The following is a 21,375-nucleotide window of genomic DNA, read 5'->3' on the forward strand; positions in this document are numbered from 1 at the left end:
GCGGGCTTGCCCCGCGAAGAGGCCAGCACAGCCAAATACATCTCCACTGCCAAAAACCTGTACATCCATCCAGATAAAACTTGCCTCTGCGCCCCTGCTTGCGCATCCTAGTGCCCATCACCCCCGATGAAGCGTGCTCGGCCATGCGCCTGTTCCTCTGCGAAAAACCCTCCCAGGCAAAAGACATCGCCAAAGTGCTCGGCGCCAACCGCAAGGCCGACGGCTGCTGGCAAGGCACCGACGTCTGCGTCACTTGGTGCATCGGCCACCTGCTCGAAACCGCCCCGCCCGACAGTTATGACGAACGCTACAAGCGCTGGAACCTCGCCGACCTGCCGATCATTCCCGAAAAATGGAAGATGCTGGTCAAGCCCAAGACCGCCAGCCAGTTCAAGGCCGTCAAACGCCTGCTAGGCGAGGCGCGCGAGCTGGTCATCGCCACCGACGCCGACCGCGAAGGCGAAATGATCGCCCGCGAACTGGTCGAGCACTGCCGTTACCGCGGGCCGATCCAGCGCCTGTGGCTGTCGGCCCTCGATGACGCTTCCATCCGCAAGGCCCTGGCACGCCTGCTGCCGGGCCAGGAAACCTTCAGCCTTTATCACTCGGCGCTGGGCCGCTCCCGCGCCGACTGGCTGATCGGCATGAACATGAGCCGGCTATTCACCTTGCTCGGGCGCCAATCCGGCTACCAGGGCGTACTGCCGGTAGGCCGGGTACAGACCCCGACCCTGCGCCTGGTGGTGGACCGTGATCGCAGCATCGCCGACTTCGTCCCGGTACCGTTTTGGGCCATCGACGTGCAACTCGAACAGGCTGGCCAGGGCTTCAACGCTCAGTGGCGAGCACCAGAAGATGCTTGTGACGACCAGGGCCGGTGCCTCAACCAGGTGCTGGCGCAACAGGCTGCCGCCGACATGGGCAATGCGGGCACTGCCCGCGTGGCCAAGGTGGCGACTGAACGCGTACGCGAAGCCGCCCCCCTACCCTTCGACCTGGGCACCCTGCAGGAGCTGTGCTCAAAGAAGTTCGGCTTCGGCGCCCAGGAAACCCTCGACATCGCCCAGGCCCTGTACGAAACCCACAAACTGATCACCTACCCGCGCAGCGACTGTGGTTACCTGCCGCTGAGCCAGCACGCCGAGGCCCCCGCCATCCTTGCCGCCCTGCAGCGCGCCGATGCCAGCCTGGCGCCGCTGCAGGCTCACCTGGAGCCCCAGCGTCGCTCCCGCGCCTGGAACGACGCCAAGGTCAGCGCCCACCACGGCATCATCCCCACTGCCGCGGCCAGCGACCCCTCGCGCCTGCCCGCTAAGTACAAGGCGGTCTACACCCTCATCCGCGCCCGTTACCTGGCGCAGTTCCTGCCCAACCACGAGTACGACCGCACCCAGGCCGATTTCGACTGTGCAGGCCATGCCTTGCGTGCTGTGGGTAAGCAGATCGTCGAGCCTGGCTGGCGCCGTGCCTTGCCCGAGGCGCTGACCCCGGCCAAAGGCCGCGAGGCGCCGCCGGCCCAGGTTCTGCCAGCCCTGCGCGAAGGCCAGGACTGCAACGTGCAAGGGCTGCAACTCAAGGACATGTGGACCCAGCCACCCAAGCCCTTTACCGAAGGCGACCTGATCAAGGCCATGAAAAACGTCGCCAAACTGGTAGATGACCCGCGGTTGAAGCAGAAGCTCAAGGAAACCACGGGCATCGGCACCGAAGCGACACGCGCCAGCATCATCCAGGGCCTGCTCGACCGTGGTTATCTGGTCAAGAACGGCAAGGCCTTATCCGCGACGCCCGCAGCCTTCAGCCTCATCGACGCCGTACCCAGGGCCATTGCCGACCCCGGGACGACGGCCATCTGGGAGCAGGCCCTGGACATGGTGCAGAGCGGCGAAATGAGCCTGGAAGAGTTCGTCGCCCGGCAGTCGGCCTGGATGGGTAAGCTGGTCGAACGCTGCAGCAGCATGCGCATGACCATTACCGCGCCAGCGGCCGGCGCAGCGCCACCTTGGAAAAAGAAGCGCCGGGGCGGCGGCAAAAGTAAAGCCACCGGAAGCAAACCGACCGCAGGCAAGCCAAGGCAGCCTCGTAAAAAGGCAGCGACCTGAAGCCTGAGGTGTATCTGTAGGAGCGGGCTTGCCCGCGAAAGGACCAGCACAGGCACCACCAAAACACAGGTAAACCATAAAACCCGACCAACGCACTGGCGCCGTGAAATTTACCTGCTAAATTTTCATGAAAATAATCACAATAATTTTCATGAGGCACCGGCATGTTCAAGCAATCCGCGCAACACATCGCCAGCTATTACGCCCAGACCTACCCCACCCGCATTCCCCTGCGCCCCACCCTGCAAGGCCGCCACGACACCGACATCCTCATCGTCGGCGCAGGTTTCAGCGGCCTGCACACCGCCCTGAGACTGACCATGGCCGGCAAGCGTGTCACGCTGCTGGAAGCAAGCCGTGTGGCGTGGGCCGCTTCCGGGCGCAACGGCGGCCAAGCGTTGCTGGGCTGGTCGTGCGACATGCCACCGCTGGAGAAGGCCCTTGGCGTAGAACGCACCCGGCGCTTGTGGGACAGCATGTGCTGGGCGGCCGATGAAATGCGTGAGCTGCCACAGCGCCATGGCTTCGATATCGACTACCGGCTTGGCAGCTTGTGGACAGCCGTGCTGCCGCGCCGCGTAAAAATGCTTGAAGAAGCCCTGCACGACGCCGAAACCAAATGGGGCTATGACGCCCTGCGCCTGATAGGGCGCGACGAGCTACCCCAGTGGATCGACAGCCCACGCTACCAAGCCGCGCTGTATGACGCCAAAGGCGCCCACCTCAACCCCCTCAAGCTCGCCCAAGGCCTTGCCAGCAATATCGAGGCAGCCGGTGGCCATATTTTCGAGCAAAGCCAGGTGCTCGGTTACCAGCAGACTGGCAACGGTTATGTGACCCGCACTGAGCATGGCGAGGTACACAGCCAAATCCTGGTACTGGCCTGCAACGCGTACATCGACCGCCTCGACCCGGCCCTGTCGCGCCGCTTGCTGCCCGTCGGCTCCTACCAGGTCGCCACCGCGCCTCTGGAAGCCGACTTCGCCAAGTCATTGTTGCCGCGCAACAGCTGCGTGATCGACAACCAGTTCGTACCCGACTATTTCCGCCTTACCCCCGACAACCGCCTGCTGTTTGGCGGCGGCTGCACCTACCTGGGCGGCATCCCCAAGGATGTGGCCAGCGCCACCCGCCCTTACCTTGAACGGGTGTTCCCGCAGTTGGCCGGCGTGGCCATCGACTATGCCTGGGGCGGCCACATCGACTGCAGCATCCAGCGCACCCCCGACATCGGCCGGGACGGCGAGCGCTATTGGTTACAAGGCTTCTCGGGCCACGGCGTGCTGCCGACCCTGGCCGGGGCGCGGGCGGTCAGCGATGCGATCCTTGGCAACGACGACCTGCTGGCGCTGTACCAAGGTATCGATAACGGCCGCTTCCCAGGCGGCGACTTGATGGCCGCACCGCTGGAAGCCGCAGCCAAAGCCTGGTACAGGTTGCGCGACCATGTCTGATGAAGTTCAAACACTGGCGCTGCTGATTCGCGACCTGCGCAAGCACCGCGGGCTGACGCTCGACGAGTTGGCCGGTAAGGTCAAGCGCTCACTGGGGTTTCTGTCACAGGTCGAGCGCGGCTTGTCACGGCCGACCGTGGCCGACCTGACCGCAATCAGCGAAGCGCTGCACGTACCGACCACCTACTTCTACCAGGCCGGCCAACCCCGGCCGCTGGACTGGGTTACCCGACCAGGTGAGCGGCGCACCATTTACTACGCCGAAGGCATCAGCGATGTGCTGGTGTCGCCTACCTTGAATGGCGGCTTTTCCATGCTCGAAAGCCACTTGGCGCCCGGCGCCAGCAGTGGCGAGGGGCACCTGAACGACAGTTCCGAGCAAGGCGGTTTCGTCCTGGAAGGTGAGCTGACGCTGTGGCGCGATGGCCACGCCGAGGCCGTCACGCTCCGGCGCAACGACAGCTTTCAGCTGCCGCCGCACAGCCAGTTCCGCTACGCCAACCTGACCGACCAGACGACCCGGGTTCTCTGGGTCTTCCGATGAGAGCACAGCATGACCATCACAACAGGTTTTCCCGATCTGCTCAGTGAAGTACGCGCCTTCCGTGCCCGCTACCCCGAAGTACGCCAAGTCGACCTGCTGAGCCTGGACATCCCCGGGCATTTCTACGGCAAGCGCTACCCCGTCGACATGCTGGAAAAGGTCGCCGCCGGCAGCCCGCTGAAACTGCCGCAGAACTGCGTGTTGCTAGGGGTACAGGGCGGGCTGTTCCCGATTGGTGACTACTGTTTCAGCGACGGCGACCCGGATGCCGTGCGGCGCCTGATCCCCGGCACCCTCAAGCCAGTCACCTGGGAGCGCGAGCCGCTGGGGCAGATGTTGATCAGCTCCGACGGCACCGCCGCGCCCATCGAGTTCGAGCCCCGGGAAGTGCTCGCCCGCGTACTGCAACGCCTGGCGCGGCGTGGCATTCGCCCGGTGGTGGCGTTCGAGCTGGAGTTTTACCTGTTCGAACGGGCACTGAAGGAAGGGCTGCCGCAGTTCCCCCGCGACCCGTTCAGCGATGACCCGGACGATCAGCCCAACATGCACATCGAGCGCCTGTCGCGCTTCAGCGACGTGCTGCGCGACATGGTCGAAACGGCCAATGCCCAAGGGGTGGATGCCAATGTCATCACGGCCGAACTGGGGCCGGGCCAGTTCGAGATCAATTTCGGCCACTGCGACGACGGCCTGCGCGCCGCCGACTGGGCTGCCCTGTTCTGCCGCAGCACCCGTGGCGTGGCGCTCAAGCACGGGCTGCGTGCTTCGTTCATGAGCAAACCCTACCTGCACGCCCCTGGTAGCGGCATGCATGTACACGTCAGCCTGTACGACAACGACGGCAACAACCTGCTGGCTGCCGATGGGCAACGCCCGCTGCGCCATGCGGTGGCGGGCTGCCTGGCGGTCCTGCCGCACTGCATGCCGATCTTTGCAGCCAACCACAATGCGTTCCGTCGCTACGGCGCCATGGTCAACGCCGCCAGCCGTGCGAGTTGGGGCTATGAAGACCGCGATGCGTGCATACGCATTCCCGAGTCCGATGTACGCAATTTGCGCATCGAGCATCGTCTGGCTGGCGCGGACGCCAACCCTTACCTGGTGCTGGCGGCAATCCTGTGCGGGATGGAGCATGGGCTGGATGCGGCGCAGGAGCCGATCACACCGCTGAACGAAGACCGCGGCAGCGGCATCGACTTCCCCAAGGACATGCTCAGCGCAGTCACCGCGATGCGCAGCCACCCCGCAGTGAATGAGGGGCTGGGGGAAGAATTCGTGATGGTGTATTGCGAGAACAAGCGGCAAGACCACTTGGCATTCATGCAAGAAGTCAGCGCCAGGGAGTACCGCTGGTTCCTGTAATGGCTCGATTGCCGGTGCCGGCCCTTTCGCGGGGCGAGCCCGCTCCCACAGGTTTACTACCAGGTTAAAGACGGTGATATACCTGTGGGAGCGGGCTTGCCCCGCGAAAAGGCCAGTACTGACAACACAGAAATCTCTCCTATTCTCAATAGCTCACTCCCACAGGTTTACTACCCGGTTAGAGACGGTGGTATTCCTGTGGGAGCGGGCTTGCCCCGCGAAGAGGCCAGTACTGACAACTCAGAAATCTCTCCTATTCTCAATAGCTCACTTGGCAATCCCCTGCACAGAGGAGACGCGACCATGAGCTACGTAACCACGAAGGATGGCGTTCAGATCTTCTACAAAGACTGGGGCCCGCGCGATGCGCCGGTCATACACTTCCACCACGGCTGGCCGCTCAGTGCCGATGACTGGGATGCCCAGTTGCTGTTCTTCCTGGCCCAAGGCTTTCGCGTGGTCGCCCACGACCGCCGCGGCCACGGGCGCTCTAGCCAGGTGTGGGATGGCCATGACATGGACCACTACGCCGATGACGTAGCCGCCGTGGTCGACCACCTGGGCATCCAGGGTGCGGTGCATGTCGGCCATTCCACGGGTGGCGGCGAAGTGGTGCGCTACATGGCACGCTACCCCGGCGACAAGGTGGCCAAGGCGGTACTGATTGCCGCAGTGCCGCCACTGATGGTGCAGACACCGGCCAACCCAGGCGGCCTGCCCAAGTCGGTCTTCGACGGCTTCCAGGCCCAGGTCGCGAGTAACCGGGCGCAGTTCTACCGCGACGTGCCCACGGGGCCTTTCTACGGTTATAACCGGCCCGGGGCCAAACCGTCGGAAGGCATCATCGGCAACTGGTGGCGCCAAGGCATGATCGGCAGTGCCAAGGCGCACTACGACGGCATCGTGGCGTTTTCGCAGACCGACTTCACCGAGGACCTCAAGCGCATCACCCAGCCGGTGCTGGTCATGCACGGTGACGATGACCAGATCGTGCCTTACGAGAACGCGGGCCCGTTGTCGGCCAAGTTGCTGCCTAATGGCACGTTGAAGACCTACAAAGGGTATCCGCACGGCATGCCGACCACCCATGCCGATGTGATCAATGCGGATTTGCTGGCGTTTATACGGAGTTGATGTAACCCCCTGTAGCGGCCTTTTCGCGGGCAAGCCCGCTCCCACACGACTTTCACTGCCTTCGAACCAGTGAAAACCTGTGGGAGCGGGCTTGCCCGCGAAAGGGCCCGCATTGGCAACATACAGCCGCCAGGACTAACATGTGGCACTTCTAGCGCGGCTGTTTGCCGCGCCCTTGCCTTCCTGTGTGCACAAAAAACCAATGCCCTTCGAACTCACCGTAGAACCCCTCACCCTACTCATCCTGGCCCTGGTCGCCTTCGTCGCCGGCTTCATCGACGCCATCGCCGGCGGCGGCGGCCTGCTCACCACCCCGGCCCTGCTCACCGCCGGCATGCCGCCACACCTGGTGCTGGGCACCAACAAGCTCAGCTCTACCTTCGGCTCGGCCACGGCCGGCTTCACTTACTACAAGCGCAAACTGTTCCACCCCGCGCAGTGGCGCCCGGCGTTGTTCGCTACCCTGGTAGGCGCCTCGCTGGGTGCGGTGATCGCCCACTACCTGCCCGCCGAATGGCTGAACAAGATGCTCCCGGTCGTGGTCTTCGCCTGCGGCGTCTACTTGCTGTTCGGCGGCACGCCCAAGGCGCCGCTGGATGCCGACGCACCGATCAAGAAAAAATGGCAGGCCCCCCAAGGCTTCACCCTGGGCTTCTACGATGGCGTAGCGGGCCCCGGCACTGGCGCGTTCTGGACCGTGAGCACCCTGCTGCTGTACCCGATCGACCTGGTGCGCGCCAGCGGTGTGGCGCGCAGCATGAACTTCGTCAGCAACATCGCGGCGCTGACGGTGTTCATCATTTCCGGGCAGGTGGATTATGTCGTCGGCCTGTGCATGGGCCTGTCGGTGATGGTGGGTGCGTTCTTCGGCGCACGCACGGCGATCAGCGGCGGCAGCAAGTTCATCCGCCCGGTCTTCATCACCGTGGTGCTGGCGCTTACCGTGCGCCTAGCGTGGCAGCACTGGTTCGGGCAGGCCTAAGCGTTCAGCCACGTACAAATCGATCAGGTACCGGGCGATGGAACGCCCGGCCGGCAGCGGCGGCAGGTCATGCACGCTGAACCACTGGGCATCCTCGATCTCGTCGGGCTGCATGACGATCTCGCCGCCCGCGTACTCGGCATGGAACCCCAGCATCATCGAATGCGGGAACGGCCAGCACTGGCTGCCGACGTAACGGATGTTCTGCACCTCGACCGCTACCTCTTCACGCACTTCGCGCACCAGGCAATCCTCGGCCGACTCGCCGGGCTCGGCAAAACCCGCCAAGGTGCTGTAGACACCGGTGACGAAACGCGGCGAGCGCGCCAGCAGAATCTCGTCACCGCGGGTGACCAGCACGATCATGCTCGGCGAAATGCGCGGGTAGCTGCGCAGGTCGCAGGGCTGGCAGTACATCGCCCGCTCCCAACGGATTTGCGTCATCGCCTGACCGCAGCTACCGCAAAAACGGTGCTCGCGGGCCCAGGTACCAATCTGCGCGGCATAACCCAGCACCTTGTACAGGTCGAAGTCGCCTTCGAGCATGAACGCGCGCAGGCCACGCCAGCTGCAACCTGGCAGGTCGGTGGCGCCGCGCAGTGCAAGCAGGAACACCGGCTCGCCATCGAAGTGACCGATGCCATGCTCGCACAGCACGTCCAGGTCCTGGCGCTTGAGCCATTCGCGGGGGAACAGCGCGCCGTTGTCGTCCACCAGGAACCCTTCCGGGCTGCGGGCGACGGCCAAGCCCCCGGTGATCTGCGGGTCGAGTACTGCGGTAGTCCAGCGTGCTGACATGTCGGGGTTCCTTGCTGCGCGCCCCCCGACCCAGTCAGTCGGCGAACGTCGGTTTCTGTTTGCTCATGTGCGCCGCCACGGCCACGCGCAGGTCTTCAGACTGCAGCATCGCGGCGTTCCAGGTGGCGATGTATTCAAGGCCATCGTCAATGCGATGGTCACGCATGTAGCTGAGCATTTCCTTGGTGCCGGCCACGGCGATCGGCGATTTTGCGGCAATCTCACGGGCGATGGCAAAGACCCCGTCAAGCAGCGCGGCCTGATCATCATAGACCCGGTTGACCAGGCCGATGCGCAGCGCCTCATCGGCCTCGACGTTGCGCCCGGTGAATGCCAGCTCGCGCATGATGCCGTCGCCAATGATACGTGGCAAACGTTGCAGCGTGCCGACATCGGCGGCCATGCCCATGTCGATTTCCTTGATCGAGAACTGCGCATCTTGGCTGCAGTAGCGCATGTCGCACGCCGAGATGAGGTCGATGGCGCCCCCAATGCAGTAGCCCTGGACTGCCGCCAGCACCGGCTTGCGGCATTTGTCGACGGCATTGAACGACGCCTGCAGGCGCAGGATGGTGCTGCGCAACAAGCGCGCATTACGGCCAACGTCCTTGCCCAACTGGCCGGCCAGCGAGGCCAGCATCATCAGGTCGATGCCGGCAGAGAAATGCTTGCCCGCACCGCTAATGACGACGGCGCGCACCGCATCGGTGTCGTCGACCCACTGGAAGATGTCGATGATCTCCTCCCAGAAGGCAGCGTTCATCGCGTTGACTTTCTCGGGGCGGTTGATCTGGACGTGGGCGATGCTATCAGTCAGTTCAACCTTGAACGCGCTGTACTCGGTCACGGGCGGCACTCCTGCTGGGAAAGGGTCATGACGCAGGATGTTAACCCAGCCAGGAGGCCGCACTTGTGCCAAAAGCAGGACGGCAAATCTTGCCTAAGTCGGCTCGATCCGGCACCGTGCGCCATCGCTGAATCATAAGGATACATATTCATGCCCCGCTCCCTGCCCGGTGCGCTCGCCCACAACTTCCTGGGCCAGTCACCGCTTTGGTATAAGGCTGTCATCGGCCTGTTCCTGGTGCTCAACCCCTTGCTGTTGCTGACTGCGGGCCCGGTCACGGCGGGCTGGGTGCTGGTGATCGAATTCATCTTCACCCTGGGCATGGCGCTCAAGTGCTACCCGTTGATGCCTGGCGGCTTGTTGCTGGTCGAAGCACTGCTGCTCGAGATGACCACCCCACAGGCCCTGTACGAAGAGCTGCTGCACAACTTCCCGGTGATCCTGCTGCTGATGTTCATGGTCGCCGGCATTCACTTCATGAAAGAGCTGCTGCTGTTCCTGTTCTCGCGGATCTTGCTCGGTGTGCGCTCGAAGGCGGCCCTGTCGCTGCTGTTCTGCGTGCTGTCAGCGTTCCTCTCGGCCTTTCTCGATGCGCTGACAGTCACGGCGGTGATCATCAGCGCTGCCGTGGGCTTCTACGCGGTCTTTCACCGCGTTGCTTCGGGTGCCAACCCGCGTGAAGAAAGCGCGCTCGACAGCGACCAGCAGATCCCGCAACTGCACCGTGAAGACCTCGACCAGTTCCGCGCCTTCCTGCGCAGCCTGTTGATGCACGGTGCGGTGGGCACTGCATTGGGCGGCGTGTGCACGCTGGTGGGCGAACCGCAAAACCTGCTGATAGGCCATGAAATGGGCTGGCACTTCGCCGACTTCTTCCTCAAGGTCGCCCCGGTGTCGTTGCCGGTGCTCGGCGCCGGGCTGTTGACCTGCGTAGCGCTGGAAAAACTACGCCTGTTCGGCTACGGCACACTGATGCCTGAACGCGTGCGCCAGGTGCTGGCTGCCTACGCCGCCGAAGATGACGCCGCCCGTACGCCGGCACAGCGCGCCGCGCTGTGGGTACAAGGCAGCGCCGCGCTGATCCTGATCATCTGCCTGGGCCTGCACATTGCCGAAGTGGGCCTGATCGGCCTGCTGGTAATCGTGTTGATCACTGCGTTCACCGGCATCACCGACGAACACCGCCTGGGCCGCGCCTTCCAGGATGCCATGCCGTTCACCGCGCTGTTGGTGGTGTTCTTCGCCGTGGTCGCGGTGATCCATCAGCAGCAGTTGTTCAGCCCGCTGATCGCCTGGGTACTGGCGCTGCCCGCCGAACAACAACCGGGCATGCTGTACCTGGCCAACGGTTTGCTGTCGGCGATCAGCGACAACGTGTTCGTCGCCACTATCTACATTACCGAGGTCAAGCAGGCCTTCATGAACGGTGGCATGAGCCGCGAGCATTTCGAGACGCTGGCGGTGGCGATCAATACCGGCACCAACTTGCCGAGCGTGGCAACGCCGAATGGGCAAGCGGCGTTCCTGTTCCTGCTGACCTCGGCGATTGCACCGCTGATCCGCCTGTCGTACGGGCGCATGGTGTGGATGGCGTTGCCCTATACCGTGGTCATGGGTGGGCTGGGCTGGTGGGCGGTGACTTACTGGCTGTAAAACCTGGCGGCGTGGGGATATTCGATACAACTTTTCCCGCACGCCCGCATCGAAGCAAAGGTAAATCCACATCCGCTTCAAGGAGGTTCGCTATGGCGATGCGCACGGCACTGATGCTTTCCTGCATGACCCTTGCCCTGGTCGGCTGCGCGGGTTCGAACGATGAACACCGCACGCCGCCGACCACCCAGCAGGTCGACCTGCAACGCTACCAGGGCACCTGGTATGAGCTGGCGCGCCTGCCAATGTTCTTTCAGCGCAACTGCGTGCAATCCGAAGCGCGTTACGGCTTGCGTGAGGACGGGCGCATCGACGTCAACAACCGCTGCAAGGAAAAGGACGGCCAGTGGAACGAGGCCAAGGGCATCGCCGAAGCCCAGCAACCGGGCAAGACCGACAAGCTCTGGGTGCAGTTCGACAATTGGTTCAGCCGGCTGGCTCCAGGCCTGACCAAGGGTGAGTACTGGGTGCTTTACCACGACAAGGACTACCGCGTGGCCCTGGTCGGGCACCCGAACCGCGAGTACCTATGGTTGCTCTCACGCACGCCGGCAATCACCGACCAGGAACGCGAGGAACTGCTGTCGATTGCCCGCAAGCAAGGCTACGACACCAGCAAGCTGATCTGGCGCCAGGAGGGCTAGCCCGCCGCGCGGCTGGCATGTCGACGACGCGGGGCAAGCAGGCTAAGGTGTGCGCCCCGCCTCCCCTCGAAGGAACGAGCCGTTGATCACCTGCCACGTCAAATACACCGTCGACCCTTACCAGCTACCGGCCTTCGAAGCCTATTCGCGCCTGTGGATGCGCCTGGTCACGCGCATGGGCGGCAAGCACCATGGCTATTTCCTGCCTGCCGAAGGTGCCAACAACATCGCCTACTGCCTGTTCAGTTTTTCCAGCCTGGCCGCCTACGAGCAGTACCGCAAGCAGGCAGAGACCAACCCGGAATGCATCGCTGCAGTCGCCCTGGCCACTGAGCAACGGTTCATCCACAGCTATGAACGCAGCTTCCTCAAGCCGTTGCTCGAACCGCGCATTCGCTCGCTGGCGCTGTGCGTTTTCCATCACCAAGGGAAGATTCTGGTCAACGTCTTCGACGACCCGGTGACGCAGCAGACGCTGTGCCGCCCACTCGGGGGTGGCATCGAGTTTGGTGAGCGGGGCCGTGACGCCATCGCCCGGGAAATCGAAGAAGAATTGGGGCAGTCGATCAGCGATGTGCGGTTGCTCGGCACGCTGGAGAGCTTGTTCCACTATGCCGATACGCCGGGGCATGAGATTGTGCAGGTATTCGATGCACGCTTCGACGACGCCAGCCTTTACCAGCAGACCTGGGTAGAAGGCCGCGAGTCCGACGGCAGCCCCTTCCGCGCCCGGTGGTGCGACAGCGCCGACTTCGACCGCATCGGCCCGCTTGTGCCGCAGGGCCTGCAAGCGTTGTTGCGCGACCTGTCGCTGCTGGGCTGAAGCAAAGGAGCCTGATCATGGACCTGCTGTTTCTAGGTACCAGTGCTGGGGTGCCGACCAAGGCCCGCAACGTCAGTGCCACGGCCCTCATCGAGGCCAGCGGCAGCCACTGGTACCTGATCGATTGCGGCGAAGGCACGCAGCATCGGCTGCTACAGACGCCGCTGTCGATACGCGACCTGCGCGGCATCTTCATCACCCATGTACACGGCGACCATTGCTTCGGCCTGCCGGGCCTGCTGGCCAGCGCCGGGATGAGCGGGCGTACCCAGCCGCTGGATATCATCCTGCCCGCCGCCCTGCATGACTGGGTGCGCCTGGGCTTGACCGCCAGCGACACTTACCTGCCTTTCGAGGTGCGCCTGCTGGCCGTTGAAAGCCTGACTGACTGGCGTAGCGAGACGCTGCAGGTCAGTACCGTGCAGCTGTCGCACCGGGTGCCGAGCGTGGGCTTCGTGTTCACAGAGCTCAACCCTGAGCCGCGCCTGGACGTGCAGCGCCTGGATGCCGAAGGCATTCCACGCGGGCCGTTGTGGGGCGACCTGGCCAAAGGGCTGTCGGTCGAGTATGAGGGGCGGACCCTGCACGGCCGGGACTACCTGCGCGCATCGCGGCCGGCGCGACGGGTGATCGTGTGCGGTGACAACGACAACCCCGAGCTGTTGGCGGAGGCGGCCAAGGGCGCGGATGTGATGGTGCACGAAGCGACCTTTACCCAGGCGGTCGTCGAGCGCACGGGGGCTACGTTCGGCCACAGCACAGCGGCGCAAGTGGCACGGTTTGCCGAGGCGGCGGGTGTGCGCAACCTGGTGCTCACGCATTTCAGCGCACGCTACCAGGGCGATCCGCGGCGCAACCCGTGCATCGACGATGTACGTGTGGAGGCCCTGGCGCATTACAGCGGGCATCTGACCTTGGCGCAGGACCTGCAGCGGTATCATATTGGGCGGGATGGGTGTCTTGTGGTGGTGGGGTAGATAGGGTTGCGGCTGATAGGTGCATGCCGTTAGGGCTGTGGCGCCCATGAGATCGAGCGCCGCGCGGGCGGCGCTCGATCTCATAGGCGATGAAAACCTCCCGCCAGGCACCTGTCAGCCGAACCACCCCTTCAAGACATACACCCCCTACGCCGCCAACCGCCCACTGGCAATCGCCTCCGACGCTGCCAGCATCGCCCGCAACAACACCGCACACCCCGCCGCCAGGTCCTCCGGCGTGGCGTTCTCGATTTCGTTGTGGCTGATGCCATTCTCGCAAGGCACGAAGATCATCCCTGCTGGCCCCAATTCGGCCAGGAAGATCGCGTCATGCCCGGCTCCACTGACGATATCCATGTGCGGCAGGCCCAGCGCACCTGCCGAATCGCGCACGGCATCGACGCAGGCCTTGTCGAAATACAGGGCCGGGAAATCCGCCGTAGGGATCAGCTCATGCGCCAGGCCATGCTTGGCGCAGGTGCTCTCGATCACCCCACGCACCTCGGCAATCATCGCGTCCAGTTGCTCGCCTTCAAGGTGACGGAAGTCCAGGGTCATGCGCACCTCACCCGGGATCACGTTGCGTGACCCCGGGTAGGCCTGCAGGCAACCCACCGTGCCACAGGCATGTGGCTGGTGCCCAAGGGCCGTACGGTTGACTGCCTCGACCACGGCGGCAGCGCCCACCAAGGCATCCTTGCGCAAGTGCATGGGCGTTGGGCCGGCATGGGCTTCGACCCCGCGCAGGGTCAGGTCGAACCACTTCTGGCCCAGCGCACCCAACACCACGCCGATGGTCTTGGCCTGGTCTTCAAGGATCGGCCCCTGCTCGATATGCGCTTCAAAATAAGCCCCCACCGGGTGGCCGAGTACCGCGCGCTGGCCGGCGAAGCCGATGGCATCGAGCGCCTCGCCAACACTCACCCCCTGTGCATCACGCTTGGCCAGCGTCTCTTCCAGCGTGAACTTACCGGCGAACACTCCAGAGCCCATCATGCAGGGGGCAAAGCGCGAGCCCTCCTCGTTGGTCCACACCACCACTTCCAACGGCGCTTCGGTTTCAACGCCGAGGTCGTTGAGGGTGCGGATCACCTCCAGCCCGGCCATCACCCCATAACAGCCATCAAACTTGCCGCCGGTGGGCTGGGTATCAATATGGCTGCCGGTCATCACCGGTGGCAGCTTGGGGTTGCGCCCCGGGCGGCGGGCGAAAATATTGCCGACCGCATCGACACTCACGGTGCAACCGGCTGCCTCGCACCACTCGACGAAGAGGTCGCGGGCCTGGCGGTCAAGGTCGGTCAGCGCCAGCCGGCAGACACCGCCTTTGGCCGTGGCGCCGAGGCGGGCAAGGTCCATCAGCGATTGCCACAGGCGTGCGCTGTCAACATGGCGGGCGGTGGTCTTGAGGATATCGTGGACTGGAGTCATGGGTTTTCCCCTCAGGCTTTTTTGTTGTTTATCAGGGCCTCTTCGCGGGCAAGCCCGCTCCCACATTGAACGTGCCGTAGCCTGTGGGGGCTTGCCCGCGAAGAGGCATACTCGGTATCACGGCAACGGCTTGGCCAACCGCGCCGGGCTGCGCGCCGCCAAGCCACCCAGGACGTAGTACAACGCCCCACCCAGCAGCGAGCCGGTGAACCAGCCATAGTCGTAGAACCAGCTGAAGCTGCTGTTGCCGATCGACATCACGGTCAGCGCCACCGGGACGCCGAAGGCGGCGAATCCAGCCCAGTTCCAGGCCGGATACACGTCATCGCGGTACAACCCAGCCAAATCCAGGCGCTGGCGACGGATCAGGAAATAGTCCACCACCATGATTCCGGCAATCGGCCCGAGCAGGCTCGAGTAACCCAGCAACCAGTTCGAATAAACGCTTTCCAGGCTCAGGTCCGAGACGATCCAGCCCAGCTTCTTGAGCAGTTCATGGCCCATCAGCGCCAAGCCGATAAACCCGGTCAGCCACACCGCGCGGCTTCGCCCGATCAGGCGTGGCGCGATGTTCTGGAAGTCGTTGGTGGGCGAGACGATGTTCGCCGCCGTGTTGGTCGACAACGTGGCGATCACGATCAACGCCATGGCCAGCGCCACCCAGCCCGGGCTTTGGATCTTGCCGATCAGGCTGACCGGGTCAGACACCGTTTCACCCACCAGCGACGCGGAGGCTGCGGTCAGCACCACGCCCAATGCCGCGAACAGGAACATGGTCAGCGGCAGGCCGAAGATCTGCCCCAGTATCTGGTCCTTCTGGCTTTTGGCGTACCGGCTGAAGTCGGGAATGTTCAGCGAGAGCGTGGCCCAGAAACCGACCATGGCGGTGAGCCCGGCACAGAAGTAGCTGACCACGCTGACGCCCTCTGGCCGCTTGGGCGGCTGCGCCAGCAACTCGGTCATCGACATGTGCGGCAGTGCCCAGAACAGCAGGCCCACGCCCACCGCCACCAGCAACGGCGCCGAAAGCGTTTCGAGCCATTTGATCGACTCCGCCCCGCGCAACACCACCCACAAGTTAAGCGCCCAGAAAATCATGAAGCCGATCACCTCCCCGGTGCCCTCCAGAGCCTTCCAGCCATCGAACATCGAGCCGAGGAACAGGTGAATGGCCAGGCCGCCGAACATCGTCTGGATGCCGAACCAGCCGCAAGCGACCACCGCGCGAATCAAGCACGGCACGTTCGAGCCGAGGATGCCAAACGAGGAACGCAACAGCACCGGAAACGGGATGCCGTACTTGGTGCCAGGGAACGCGTTGAGGGTCAGCGGGATCAGCACGATGAGGTTGGCCAGCAGAATGGCCAGCAGCGCCTCGCCCACGCTCAGGCCAAAGTAGGCCGTGAGCACGCCGCCGAGGGTGTAGGTGGGCACGCAGATGGACATACCCACCCACAGGGCGGTGATGTGCCATTTGTTCCAGGTGCGTTGGTGCACCTTGGTGGGTGCGATGTCGTGGTTGTAGCGCGAGCTGTCGAGCACGTCAGTGCCTGCCTCCAGCTCGAACAGGCCATCCTGCTCGATCACTTGCGATCTGCTCTGTTGCATGGGGCCTTCTCCAGGTTTTTCTAATTGTTTGCTCATCGGGCTAAAGCGATGGCCGGAGTACACACACCACCAGTACTGCTCCTCCGGTCCGGCCTGGCGGTTGTGGCCGTACTCAAATTACGTGCCGGGTTGGCCTGAGCCGTCCCGGGTGGCCGCCGCCGACCGGAGGTAATCAACTGAACTGCAAGGCATTTATCGACGCAAAGCGAAAGCACGGTTATCCCTTCGCCTGCCTGTTGCGCCCGCTCAAGCCAGGCTTGCGTCCGGCGCGTGTTTCAAACCGGTGCAGCCTGTTTTTTCAGCCACGCGGCAGGCGTCTTCTGGCCCGCTATCAAGCAGCTGATTTTGCATGGAAAATCTTGACCAATTTGGCTTCTTGTCAAGTGCGTCAAAATGGTGAAAGGCCTCACCATTTTGGTGATTCAAACAATAATTATCTAAATATCAATAAGTTACGAAAGTTATAAGCTCATAAATTATTTTCTTGAACAATCCCAAATCACCATCTAGATTCCATTCTTGTCAGGCCTGACAGGATTGTAGGCTACCCTTCGATCACCGGCAGTCACTGGCGTATAACAATTCAAGAACCGGCCCAGACCGGTCAGCCTGCGAGGAAGACGGCATGTCCCTGTTGATCCGTGGTGCCACCGTGATCACCCACGAAGAGCGTTACACCGCCGATGTCCTGTGTGTCGATGGCCTGATAGCGGCCATAGGCGCAAACCTCGAACCGCCCACCGACTGCGAAATCCTCGACGGCAGTGGCCAGTACCTGATGCCCGGCGGCATCGACCCGCACACCCACATGCAACTGCCCTTCATGGGCACCGTGGCCAGCGAAGACTTCTTCAGCGGCACCGCTGCCGGCCTGGCCGGTGGTACCACCTCCATCATCGACTTCGTCATCCCCAACCCGCAGCAGTCATTGCTGGAGGCCTTTCACACCTGGCGTGGCTGGGCGCAAAAGAGTGCCTGCGACTACGGCTTCCACGTCGCCATCACCTGGTGGAGCGAGCAGGTCGCAGAAGAGATGGGCGAGCTGGTGGCCAACCATGGGGTGAACAGCTTCAAGCACTTCATGGCGTACAAGAACGCCATCATGGCGGCCGACGATACCTTGGTCGCCAGCTTCGAGCGCTGCCTGCAACTGGGCGCGGTGCCAACCGTGCATGCCGAGAACGGCGAGCTGGTCTACCACCTGCAGAACAAGCTGCTGGCCCAAGGCCTGACCGGGCCAGAGGCACACCCGCTGTCGCGCCCTTCGCAGGTCGAAGGCGAGGCGGCCAGCCGTGCTATCCGTATTGCCGAAACCATCGGTACGCCGCTGTATGTGGTGCACATCTCGAGCCGCGAAGCCCTGGACGAGATCACCTACGCTCGGGCCAAAGGCCAGCCGGTGTATGGTGAGGTACTGCCAGGCCACCTGCTGCTCGACGACAGCGTCTACCGCAATCCGGATTGGGCCACGGCCGCAGGCTATGTAATGAGCCCGCCCTTCCGCCCGCGGGAACACCAGGAAGCCCTGTGGCGCGGCCTGCAGTCGGGCAACCTGCACACCACCGCCACCGACCACTGCTGCTTCTGCGCCGAACAAAAGGCCATGGGCCGCGACGACTTCAGCCGCATCCCCAATGGCACCGCCGGCATCGAAGACCGCATGGCGGTGCTGTGGGATGCCGGAGTCAACAGTGGGCGCTTGTCGATGCAGGAATTCGTCGCGCTGACCTCCACCAACACGGCCAAGATCTTCAACCTGTTCCCGCGCAAGGGCGCGATACGCGTCGGTGCCGACGCTGACCTGGTGCTGTGGGACCCACAGGGCACGCGGACGATTTCGGCGCAAACCCACCACCAGCGCGTGGACTTCAACATTTTCGAAGGCCGCACCGTTCGCGGCATCCCCAGCCACACCATCAGCCAGGGCCGTGTGCTGTGGGCCGATGGCGACTTGCGCGCCGAACCTGGCGCCGGTCGTTACGTGGAGCGCCCGGCCTACCCCTCGGTGTACGAGGTGTTAGGCCGCCGCGCCGAGCAACAGCGCCCGACACCCGTTCAGCGCTGAGCATTACCCGCACTGCACCTGCACTGCCGTACCGGCCCTGAAGAGGCCGGGCGGCGCCGTATTGCCGTTGACTGCCACATCCAAAAAAGAAAAGAGAGGCTACAACCGTGATCGATGCCCTGAACCACTTGCCGCGCCCCCGGGCCGGCGCCGACCAGCTGGCCGAGCGCTTCGGCGATCTCGCCCCTCCCCTCACCGCCCGCCAGGCCGCCGTGGAGAGCGCACGCTGCCTGTATTGCTACGACGCGCCCTGCGTCAATGCGTGCCCCAGCGAAATCGACATTCCCTCGTTCATCCACCGCATCAGTGACGAGAACCTGCAAGGCGCCGCCGAACGCATTCTCTCGGCCAATATTCTCGGCGGCAGTTGCGCCCGTGTCTGCCCGACCGAGATCCTCTGCCAACAGGCCTGCGTACGCAACAACGCCCAAGAATGCGCACCGGTGCTGATCGGCCAGTTGCAACGCTATGCGCTGGACAACGCGCACTTCACCGAGCACCCCTTCACCCGCTCCCCCGCTACCGGCAAGCGCATCGCCGTGGTCGGCGCCGGCCCTGCGGGGTTGTCCTGCGCGCATCGCCTGGCCATGCATGGGCATGACGTGGTGGTGTTCGAAGCCTGCGAAAAAGCAGGTGGCCTCAACGAATACGGTATCGCCCGCTACAAACTGGTAGACGACTACGCCCAGCGCGAAGTGGAATTCCTGCTGGGCATCGGTGGCATCGAAATCCGCCACGGCCAACGCCTGGGGGACAACCTTGGCCTGGGCGAGCTGCGCGATCAATACGACGCGGTGTTCCTGGGCCTGGGCCTGAATGCGGTGCGCCAGCTCGGCTTGGCCGATGAAGAGGCACCTGGGGTGCTCGCCGCCACGCAGTACATCCGCGAACTGCGCCAGGCCGATGACCTGAGCCAACTGCCGCTGGCCGACCGCTGCCTGGTGATTGGCGCCGGCAACACCGCCATCGACATGGCCGTGCAGATGAGCCGCCTGGGCGCCCATGACGTCAACCTGGTGTACCGCCGCGGCCACGCCGACATGGGCGCCACCGATCACGAGCAAGACATCGCCAAGGCCAACCAAGTGCGCCTGCACACCTGGGCGCGCCCCGAGGCGGTACTGCTGGACGATGCCGGCCAGGTGCGCGGCATGCGCTTCGCCCGCACCGAGCTTGCCGACGGGCGCCTGCGCGACACCGGCGAAACCTTCGAGCTGGCCGCCGATGCGATCTTCAAGGCCATCGGCCAACGCTTCGATGACGCCAGCCTCGCCGACCCCGTGGCGGCGCAGCTGGCCCGCGAGGGTGAACGCATCCGCGTCGATGCGCACATGCGCACCAGCCTGGCGGGCGTCTACGCGGGCGGCGACTGTACCGCATTGGGCCAGGACCTCACCGTCCAGGCTGTGCAGCACGGCAAGCTGGCCGCTGAAGCCATCCATGCCCAACTCATGCTCAACGTGGAGGCAGCGTAAATGGCCGACTTGTCTATCGAATTTGCCGGCATCAAGGCACCCAACCCGTTCTGGCTGGCCTCGGCGCCCCCCACCGACAAGGCCTACAACGTGGTCCGCGCCTTCGAGGCTGGCTGGGGCGGTGTGGTCTGGAAAACCCTGGGCGAAGACCCGGCGGCGGTCAACGTGTCGTCGCGCTACTCGGCGCACTACGGCCCCAACCGCCAGGTGCAGGGGATCAACAACATCGAATTGATCACCGACCGCTCGCTGGAAATCAACCTGCGCGAGATCACCCAGGTGAAGAAGGACTGGCCCGACCGTGCGCTAATCGTGTCGTTGATGGTGCCGTGCGAGGAAGAATCCTGGAAGTTCATCCTACCTCTGGTGGAGGCCACGGGCGCTGATGGTATCGAGCTGAACTTCGGCTGCCCCCACGGCATGCCTGAGCGCGGCATGGGCGCAGCAGTCGGCCAGGTACCGGAATATGTGGAGATGGTCACCCGCTGGTGCAAGACCTATTGCGCCCTGCCGGTGATCGTGAAACTCACACCCAACATCACCGACATTCGCCAGTCGGCCCGCGCCGCGCACCGTGGCGGGGCGGATGCGGTGTCGTTGATCAACACCATCAACTCGATCACCAGCGTGGACCTGGACCGCATGGTGGCCCACCCGATAGTCGGCGACCAGAGCACCCATGGCGGCTATTGCGGTTCGGCGGTCAAGCCGATCGCGCTGAACATGGTCGCGGAAATCGCCCGCGACCCGGAAACACGCGGCTTGCCCATCTGTGGCATCGGCGGCATCGGCAACTGGCGAGACGCGGCCGAGTTCATTGCCCTGGGCAGTGGCGCCGTGCAGGTGTGCACGGCAGCGATGCTGCACGGGTTCCGCATTGTCGAAGACATGAAAGATGGCCTGGCGCGCTGGATGGACCAGCATGGGCACCGCAACCTGGAAGCATTCAGAGGCCAGGCGGTGGGGCACACCACTGACTGGAAGTACCTGGACATCAACTACAAGTCAGTGGCGCACATTGACCAGGACGCCTGCATTGGGTGCGGTCGTTGCCATATCGCCTGCGAAGACACCTCGCACCAGGCCATTGCCAGCACGGCCAAGGCCGACGGCACCCACGTCTACAGCGTGATCGAGGAGGAATGCGTGGGCTGCAACCTGTGCCAGATCACCTGCCCGGTGGAAAACTGCATCGACATGGTGGCGCAGGATACCGGCAAGCCTTACCTGAACTGGACGCAGGATCCGCGTAACCCCTATCGCGAGGCGAGCTGAGGCTGAATAGGCCGGGGCCGCTGCGCGGCCCTTCGCGGGGCAAGCCCGCTCCCACAGGATTTCTGCTTGCTTGAAATAGCACACGACGCCTGGACTGCCCCCAGAAAGTTGGACAGTTTCAGCTAGCAGCCTGAGCCCTGTAATCAACAGGGCTCAGGCCGTTAAGCCTTAGCTTGATGCGGTCATGGTTGTAGTAATGAA

18 protein-coding genes and 1 pseudogene are annotated in these 21,375 nt (G+C 63.7%); 14 read left to right on the forward strand and 5 right to left on the reverse strand.

Translation table 11 applies throughout. The annotated features are described in order from the left end of the window. Positions 1-143: 143 nt before the first annotated feature. From HU750_RS16510 to HU750_RS16535, 6 genes are all read left to right on the forward strand, one after another. A complete protein-coding gene (locus HU750_RS16510) occupies positions 144-2,102 on the forward strand; it encodes a DNA topoisomerase III (RefSeq protein ID WP_186681242.1) in 1,959 nt (652 codons plus the stop codon). 164 nt (positions 2,103-2,266) lie between these two features. After that, positions 2,267-3,556, forward strand: a complete 1,290-nt coding sequence (locus HU750_RS16515) for an NAD(P)/FAD-dependent oxidoreductase (protein ID WP_186681212.1) — start codon at positions 2,267-2,269, stop codon at positions 3,554-3,556. Then, complete coding sequence (locus tag HU750_RS16520) at positions 3,549-4,100, forward strand: helix-turn-helix domain-containing protein (RefSeq protein ID WP_027592747.1); 552 nt, start codon at positions 3,549-3,551, stop codon at positions 4,098-4,100. Before HU750_RS16515 ends, HU750_RS16520 begins: the two co-directional genes overlap by 8 nt. A gap of 15 nt (positions 4,101-4,115) precedes the next feature. Then, positions 4,116-5,462, forward strand: coding sequence for a glutamine synthetase family protein (locus HU750_RS16525; protein WP_346010853.1), 1,347 nt, complete (start codon positions 4,116-4,118; stop codon positions 5,460-5,462). 303 nt (positions 5,463-5,765) lie between these two features. Further along, entirely contained in the window at positions 5,766-6,596 is an 831-nt protein-coding gene (locus tag HU750_RS16530; RefSeq protein ID WP_186681216.1) for an alpha/beta fold hydrolase, read from the forward strand. Between the two features lie 202 nt (positions 6,597-6,798). After that, entirely contained in the window at positions 6,799-7,578 is a 780-nt protein-coding gene (locus HU750_RS16535) for a TSUP family transporter (RefSeq protein WP_186681218.1), read from the forward strand. On the opposite strand, the gene nudC is transcribed toward HU750_RS16535, so the two are convergent. Both nudC and HU750_RS16545 read right to left on the reverse strand, forming a co-directional pair. Then, a complete protein-coding gene (gene nudC, locus HU750_RS16540; protein WP_186681221.1) occupies positions 7,546-8,376 on the reverse strand; it encodes an NAD(+) diphosphatase in 831 nt (276 codons plus the stop codon). The genes HU750_RS16535 and nudC overlap by 33 nt on opposite strands. Positions 8,377-8,410: 34 nt before the next feature. Then, positions 8,411-9,223, reverse strand: coding sequence for a crotonase/enoyl-CoA hydratase family protein (locus HU750_RS16545; RefSeq protein WP_099428805.1), 813 nt, complete (start codon positions 9,221-9,223; stop codon positions 8,411-8,413). A 150-nt stretch (positions 9,224-9,373) separates the two neighbouring features. Between HU750_RS16545 and nhaB the strand changes: the two genes are divergently transcribed. From nhaB to HU750_RS16570, 5 genes and pseudogenes are all read left to right on the forward strand, one after another. Beyond that, positions 9,374-10,876, forward strand: a complete 1,503-nt coding sequence (gene nhaB, locus HU750_RS16550; RefSeq protein WP_186681223.1) for a sodium/proton antiporter NhaB — start codon at positions 9,374-9,376, stop codon at positions 10,874-10,876. A 92-nt stretch (positions 10,877-10,968) separates the two neighbouring features. Next, positions 10,969-11,520: a lipocalin family protein gene (locus HU750_RS16555; protein WP_186681225.1), complete on the forward strand. Its 552-nt coding sequence runs from the start codon at positions 10,969-10,971 to the stop codon at positions 11,518-11,520. 82 nt (positions 11,521-11,602) lie between these two features. Beyond that, a pseudogene (locus HU750_RS27595) lies at positions 11,603-11,902 on the forward strand (NIPSNAP family protein); the annotation flags it as partial. Next, complete coding sequence (locus HU750_RS27600; protein WP_186681243.1) at positions 11,897-12,343, forward strand: NUDIX hydrolase; 447 nt, start codon at positions 11,897-11,899, stop codon at positions 12,341-12,343. The pseudogene HU750_RS27595 and the gene HU750_RS27600, both read left to right, overlap by 6 nt. Before the next feature lie 17 nt (positions 12,344-12,360). Further along, entirely contained in the window at positions 12,361-13,320 is a 960-nt protein-coding gene (locus tag HU750_RS16570) for a ribonuclease Z (RefSeq protein WP_186681227.1), read from the forward strand. A gap of 147 nt (positions 13,321-13,467) precedes the next feature. Here the strand turns inward: HU750_RS16570 and HU750_RS16575 are convergent, their stop codons facing one another. Further along, the gene (locus HU750_RS16575; protein ID WP_099454748.1) at positions 13,468-14,751 is read right to left on the reverse strand and encodes a Zn-dependent hydrolase; all 1,284 of its coding nucleotides are present in this window, start codon (positions 14,749-14,751) and stop codon (positions 13,468-13,470) included. A gap of 117 nt (positions 14,752-14,868) precedes the next feature. Next, on the reverse strand, positions 14,869-16,359 hold the full coding sequence (locus HU750_RS16580; RefSeq protein ID WP_186681230.1) for an NCS1 family nucleobase:cation symporter-1: 1,491 nt from the start codon (positions 16,357-16,359) through the stop codon (positions 14,869-14,871). A gap of 625 nt (positions 16,360-16,984) precedes the next feature. On the opposite strand from HU750_RS16580, the gene hydA reads away from it, so the two are divergent. The 3 genes from hydA (at position 16,985) to preA (ending at position 21,174) form a co-directional block, all read left to right on the forward strand. Next, positions 16,985-18,424: a dihydropyrimidinase gene (gene hydA, locus HU750_RS16585; RefSeq protein WP_027592759.1), complete on the forward strand. Its 1,440-nt coding sequence runs from the start codon at positions 16,985-16,987 to the stop codon at positions 18,422-18,424. Between the two features lie 107 nt (positions 18,425-18,531). Further along, a complete protein-coding gene (locus HU750_RS16590; RefSeq protein WP_186681232.1) occupies positions 18,532-19,899 on the forward strand; it encodes an FAD-dependent oxidoreductase in 1,368 nt (455 codons plus the stop codon). After that, complete coding sequence (gene preA / locus HU750_RS16595) at positions 19,900-21,174, forward strand: NAD-dependent dihydropyrimidine dehydrogenase subunit PreA (protein ID WP_085272989.1); 1,275 nt, start codon at positions 19,900-19,902, stop codon at positions 21,172-21,174. It begins immediately after the preceding gene. Between the two features lie 118 nt (positions 21,175-21,292). Here preA and HU750_RS16600 read toward each other — a convergent pair. Further along, on the reverse strand, positions 21,293-21,375 hold an 83-nt coding region (locus HU750_RS16600), incomplete at its 5' end, for an IS3 family transposase (RefSeq protein ID WP_186679064.1).

Source organism: Pseudomonas sp. SWRI50 (assembly GCF_014269095.1).
Taxonomy (GTDB): domain Bacteria; phylum Pseudomonadota; class Gammaproteobacteria; order Pseudomonadales; family Pseudomonadaceae; genus Aquipseudomonas; species Aquipseudomonas kermanshahensis.

Coding starts and splice junctions, on each gene's coding strand:
- hydA (WP_027592759.1), top strand. CDS start 16,985: ATGTCCCTGTTGATCCGTGGTGCCACCGTGATCACCCACGAAGAGCGT.
- HU750_RS16575 (WP_099454748.1), bottom strand. CDS start 14,751: ATGACTCCAGTCCACGATATCCTCAAGACCACCGCCCGCCATGTTGAC.
- nhaB (WP_186681223.1), top strand. CDS start 9,374: ATGCCCCGCTCCCTGCCCGGTGCGCTCGCCCACAACTTCCTGGGCCAG.
- HU750_RS16570 (WP_186681227.1), top strand. CDS start 12,361: ATGGACCTGCTGTTTCTAGGTACCAGTGCTGGGGTGCCGACCAAGGCC.
- HU750_RS16555 (WP_186681225.1), top strand. CDS start 10,969: ATGGCGATGCGCACGGCACTGATGCTTTCCTGCATGACCCTTGCCCTG.
- HU750_RS16520 (WP_027592747.1), top strand. CDS start 3,549: ATGTCTGATGAAGTTCAAACACTGGCGCTGCTGATTCGCGACCTGCGC.
- HU750_RS16580 (WP_186681230.1), bottom strand. CDS start 16,359: ATGCAACAGAGCAGATCGCAAGTGATCGAGCAGGATGGCCTGTTCGAG.
- nudC (WP_186681221.1), bottom strand. CDS start 8,376: ATGTCAGCACGCTGGACTACCGCAGTACTCGACCCGCAGATCACCGGG.
- HU750_RS16530 (WP_186681216.1), top strand. CDS start 5,766: ATGAGCTACGTAACCACGAAGGATGGCGTTCAGATCTTCTACAAAGAC.
- HU750_RS16535 (WP_186681218.1), top strand. CDS start 6,799: ATGCCCTTCGAACTCACCGTAGAACCCCTCACCCTACTCATCCTGGCC.
- HU750_RS16510 (WP_186681242.1), top strand. CDS start 144: ATGCGCCTGTTCCTCTGCGAAAAACCCTCCCAGGCAAAAGACATCGCC.
- preA (WP_085272989.1), top strand. CDS start 19,900: ATGGCCGACTTGTCTATCGAATTTGCCGGCATCAAGGCACCCAACCCG.
- HU750_RS16515 (WP_186681212.1), top strand. CDS start 2,267: ATGTTCAAGCAATCCGCGCAACACATCGCCAGCTATTACGCCCAGACC.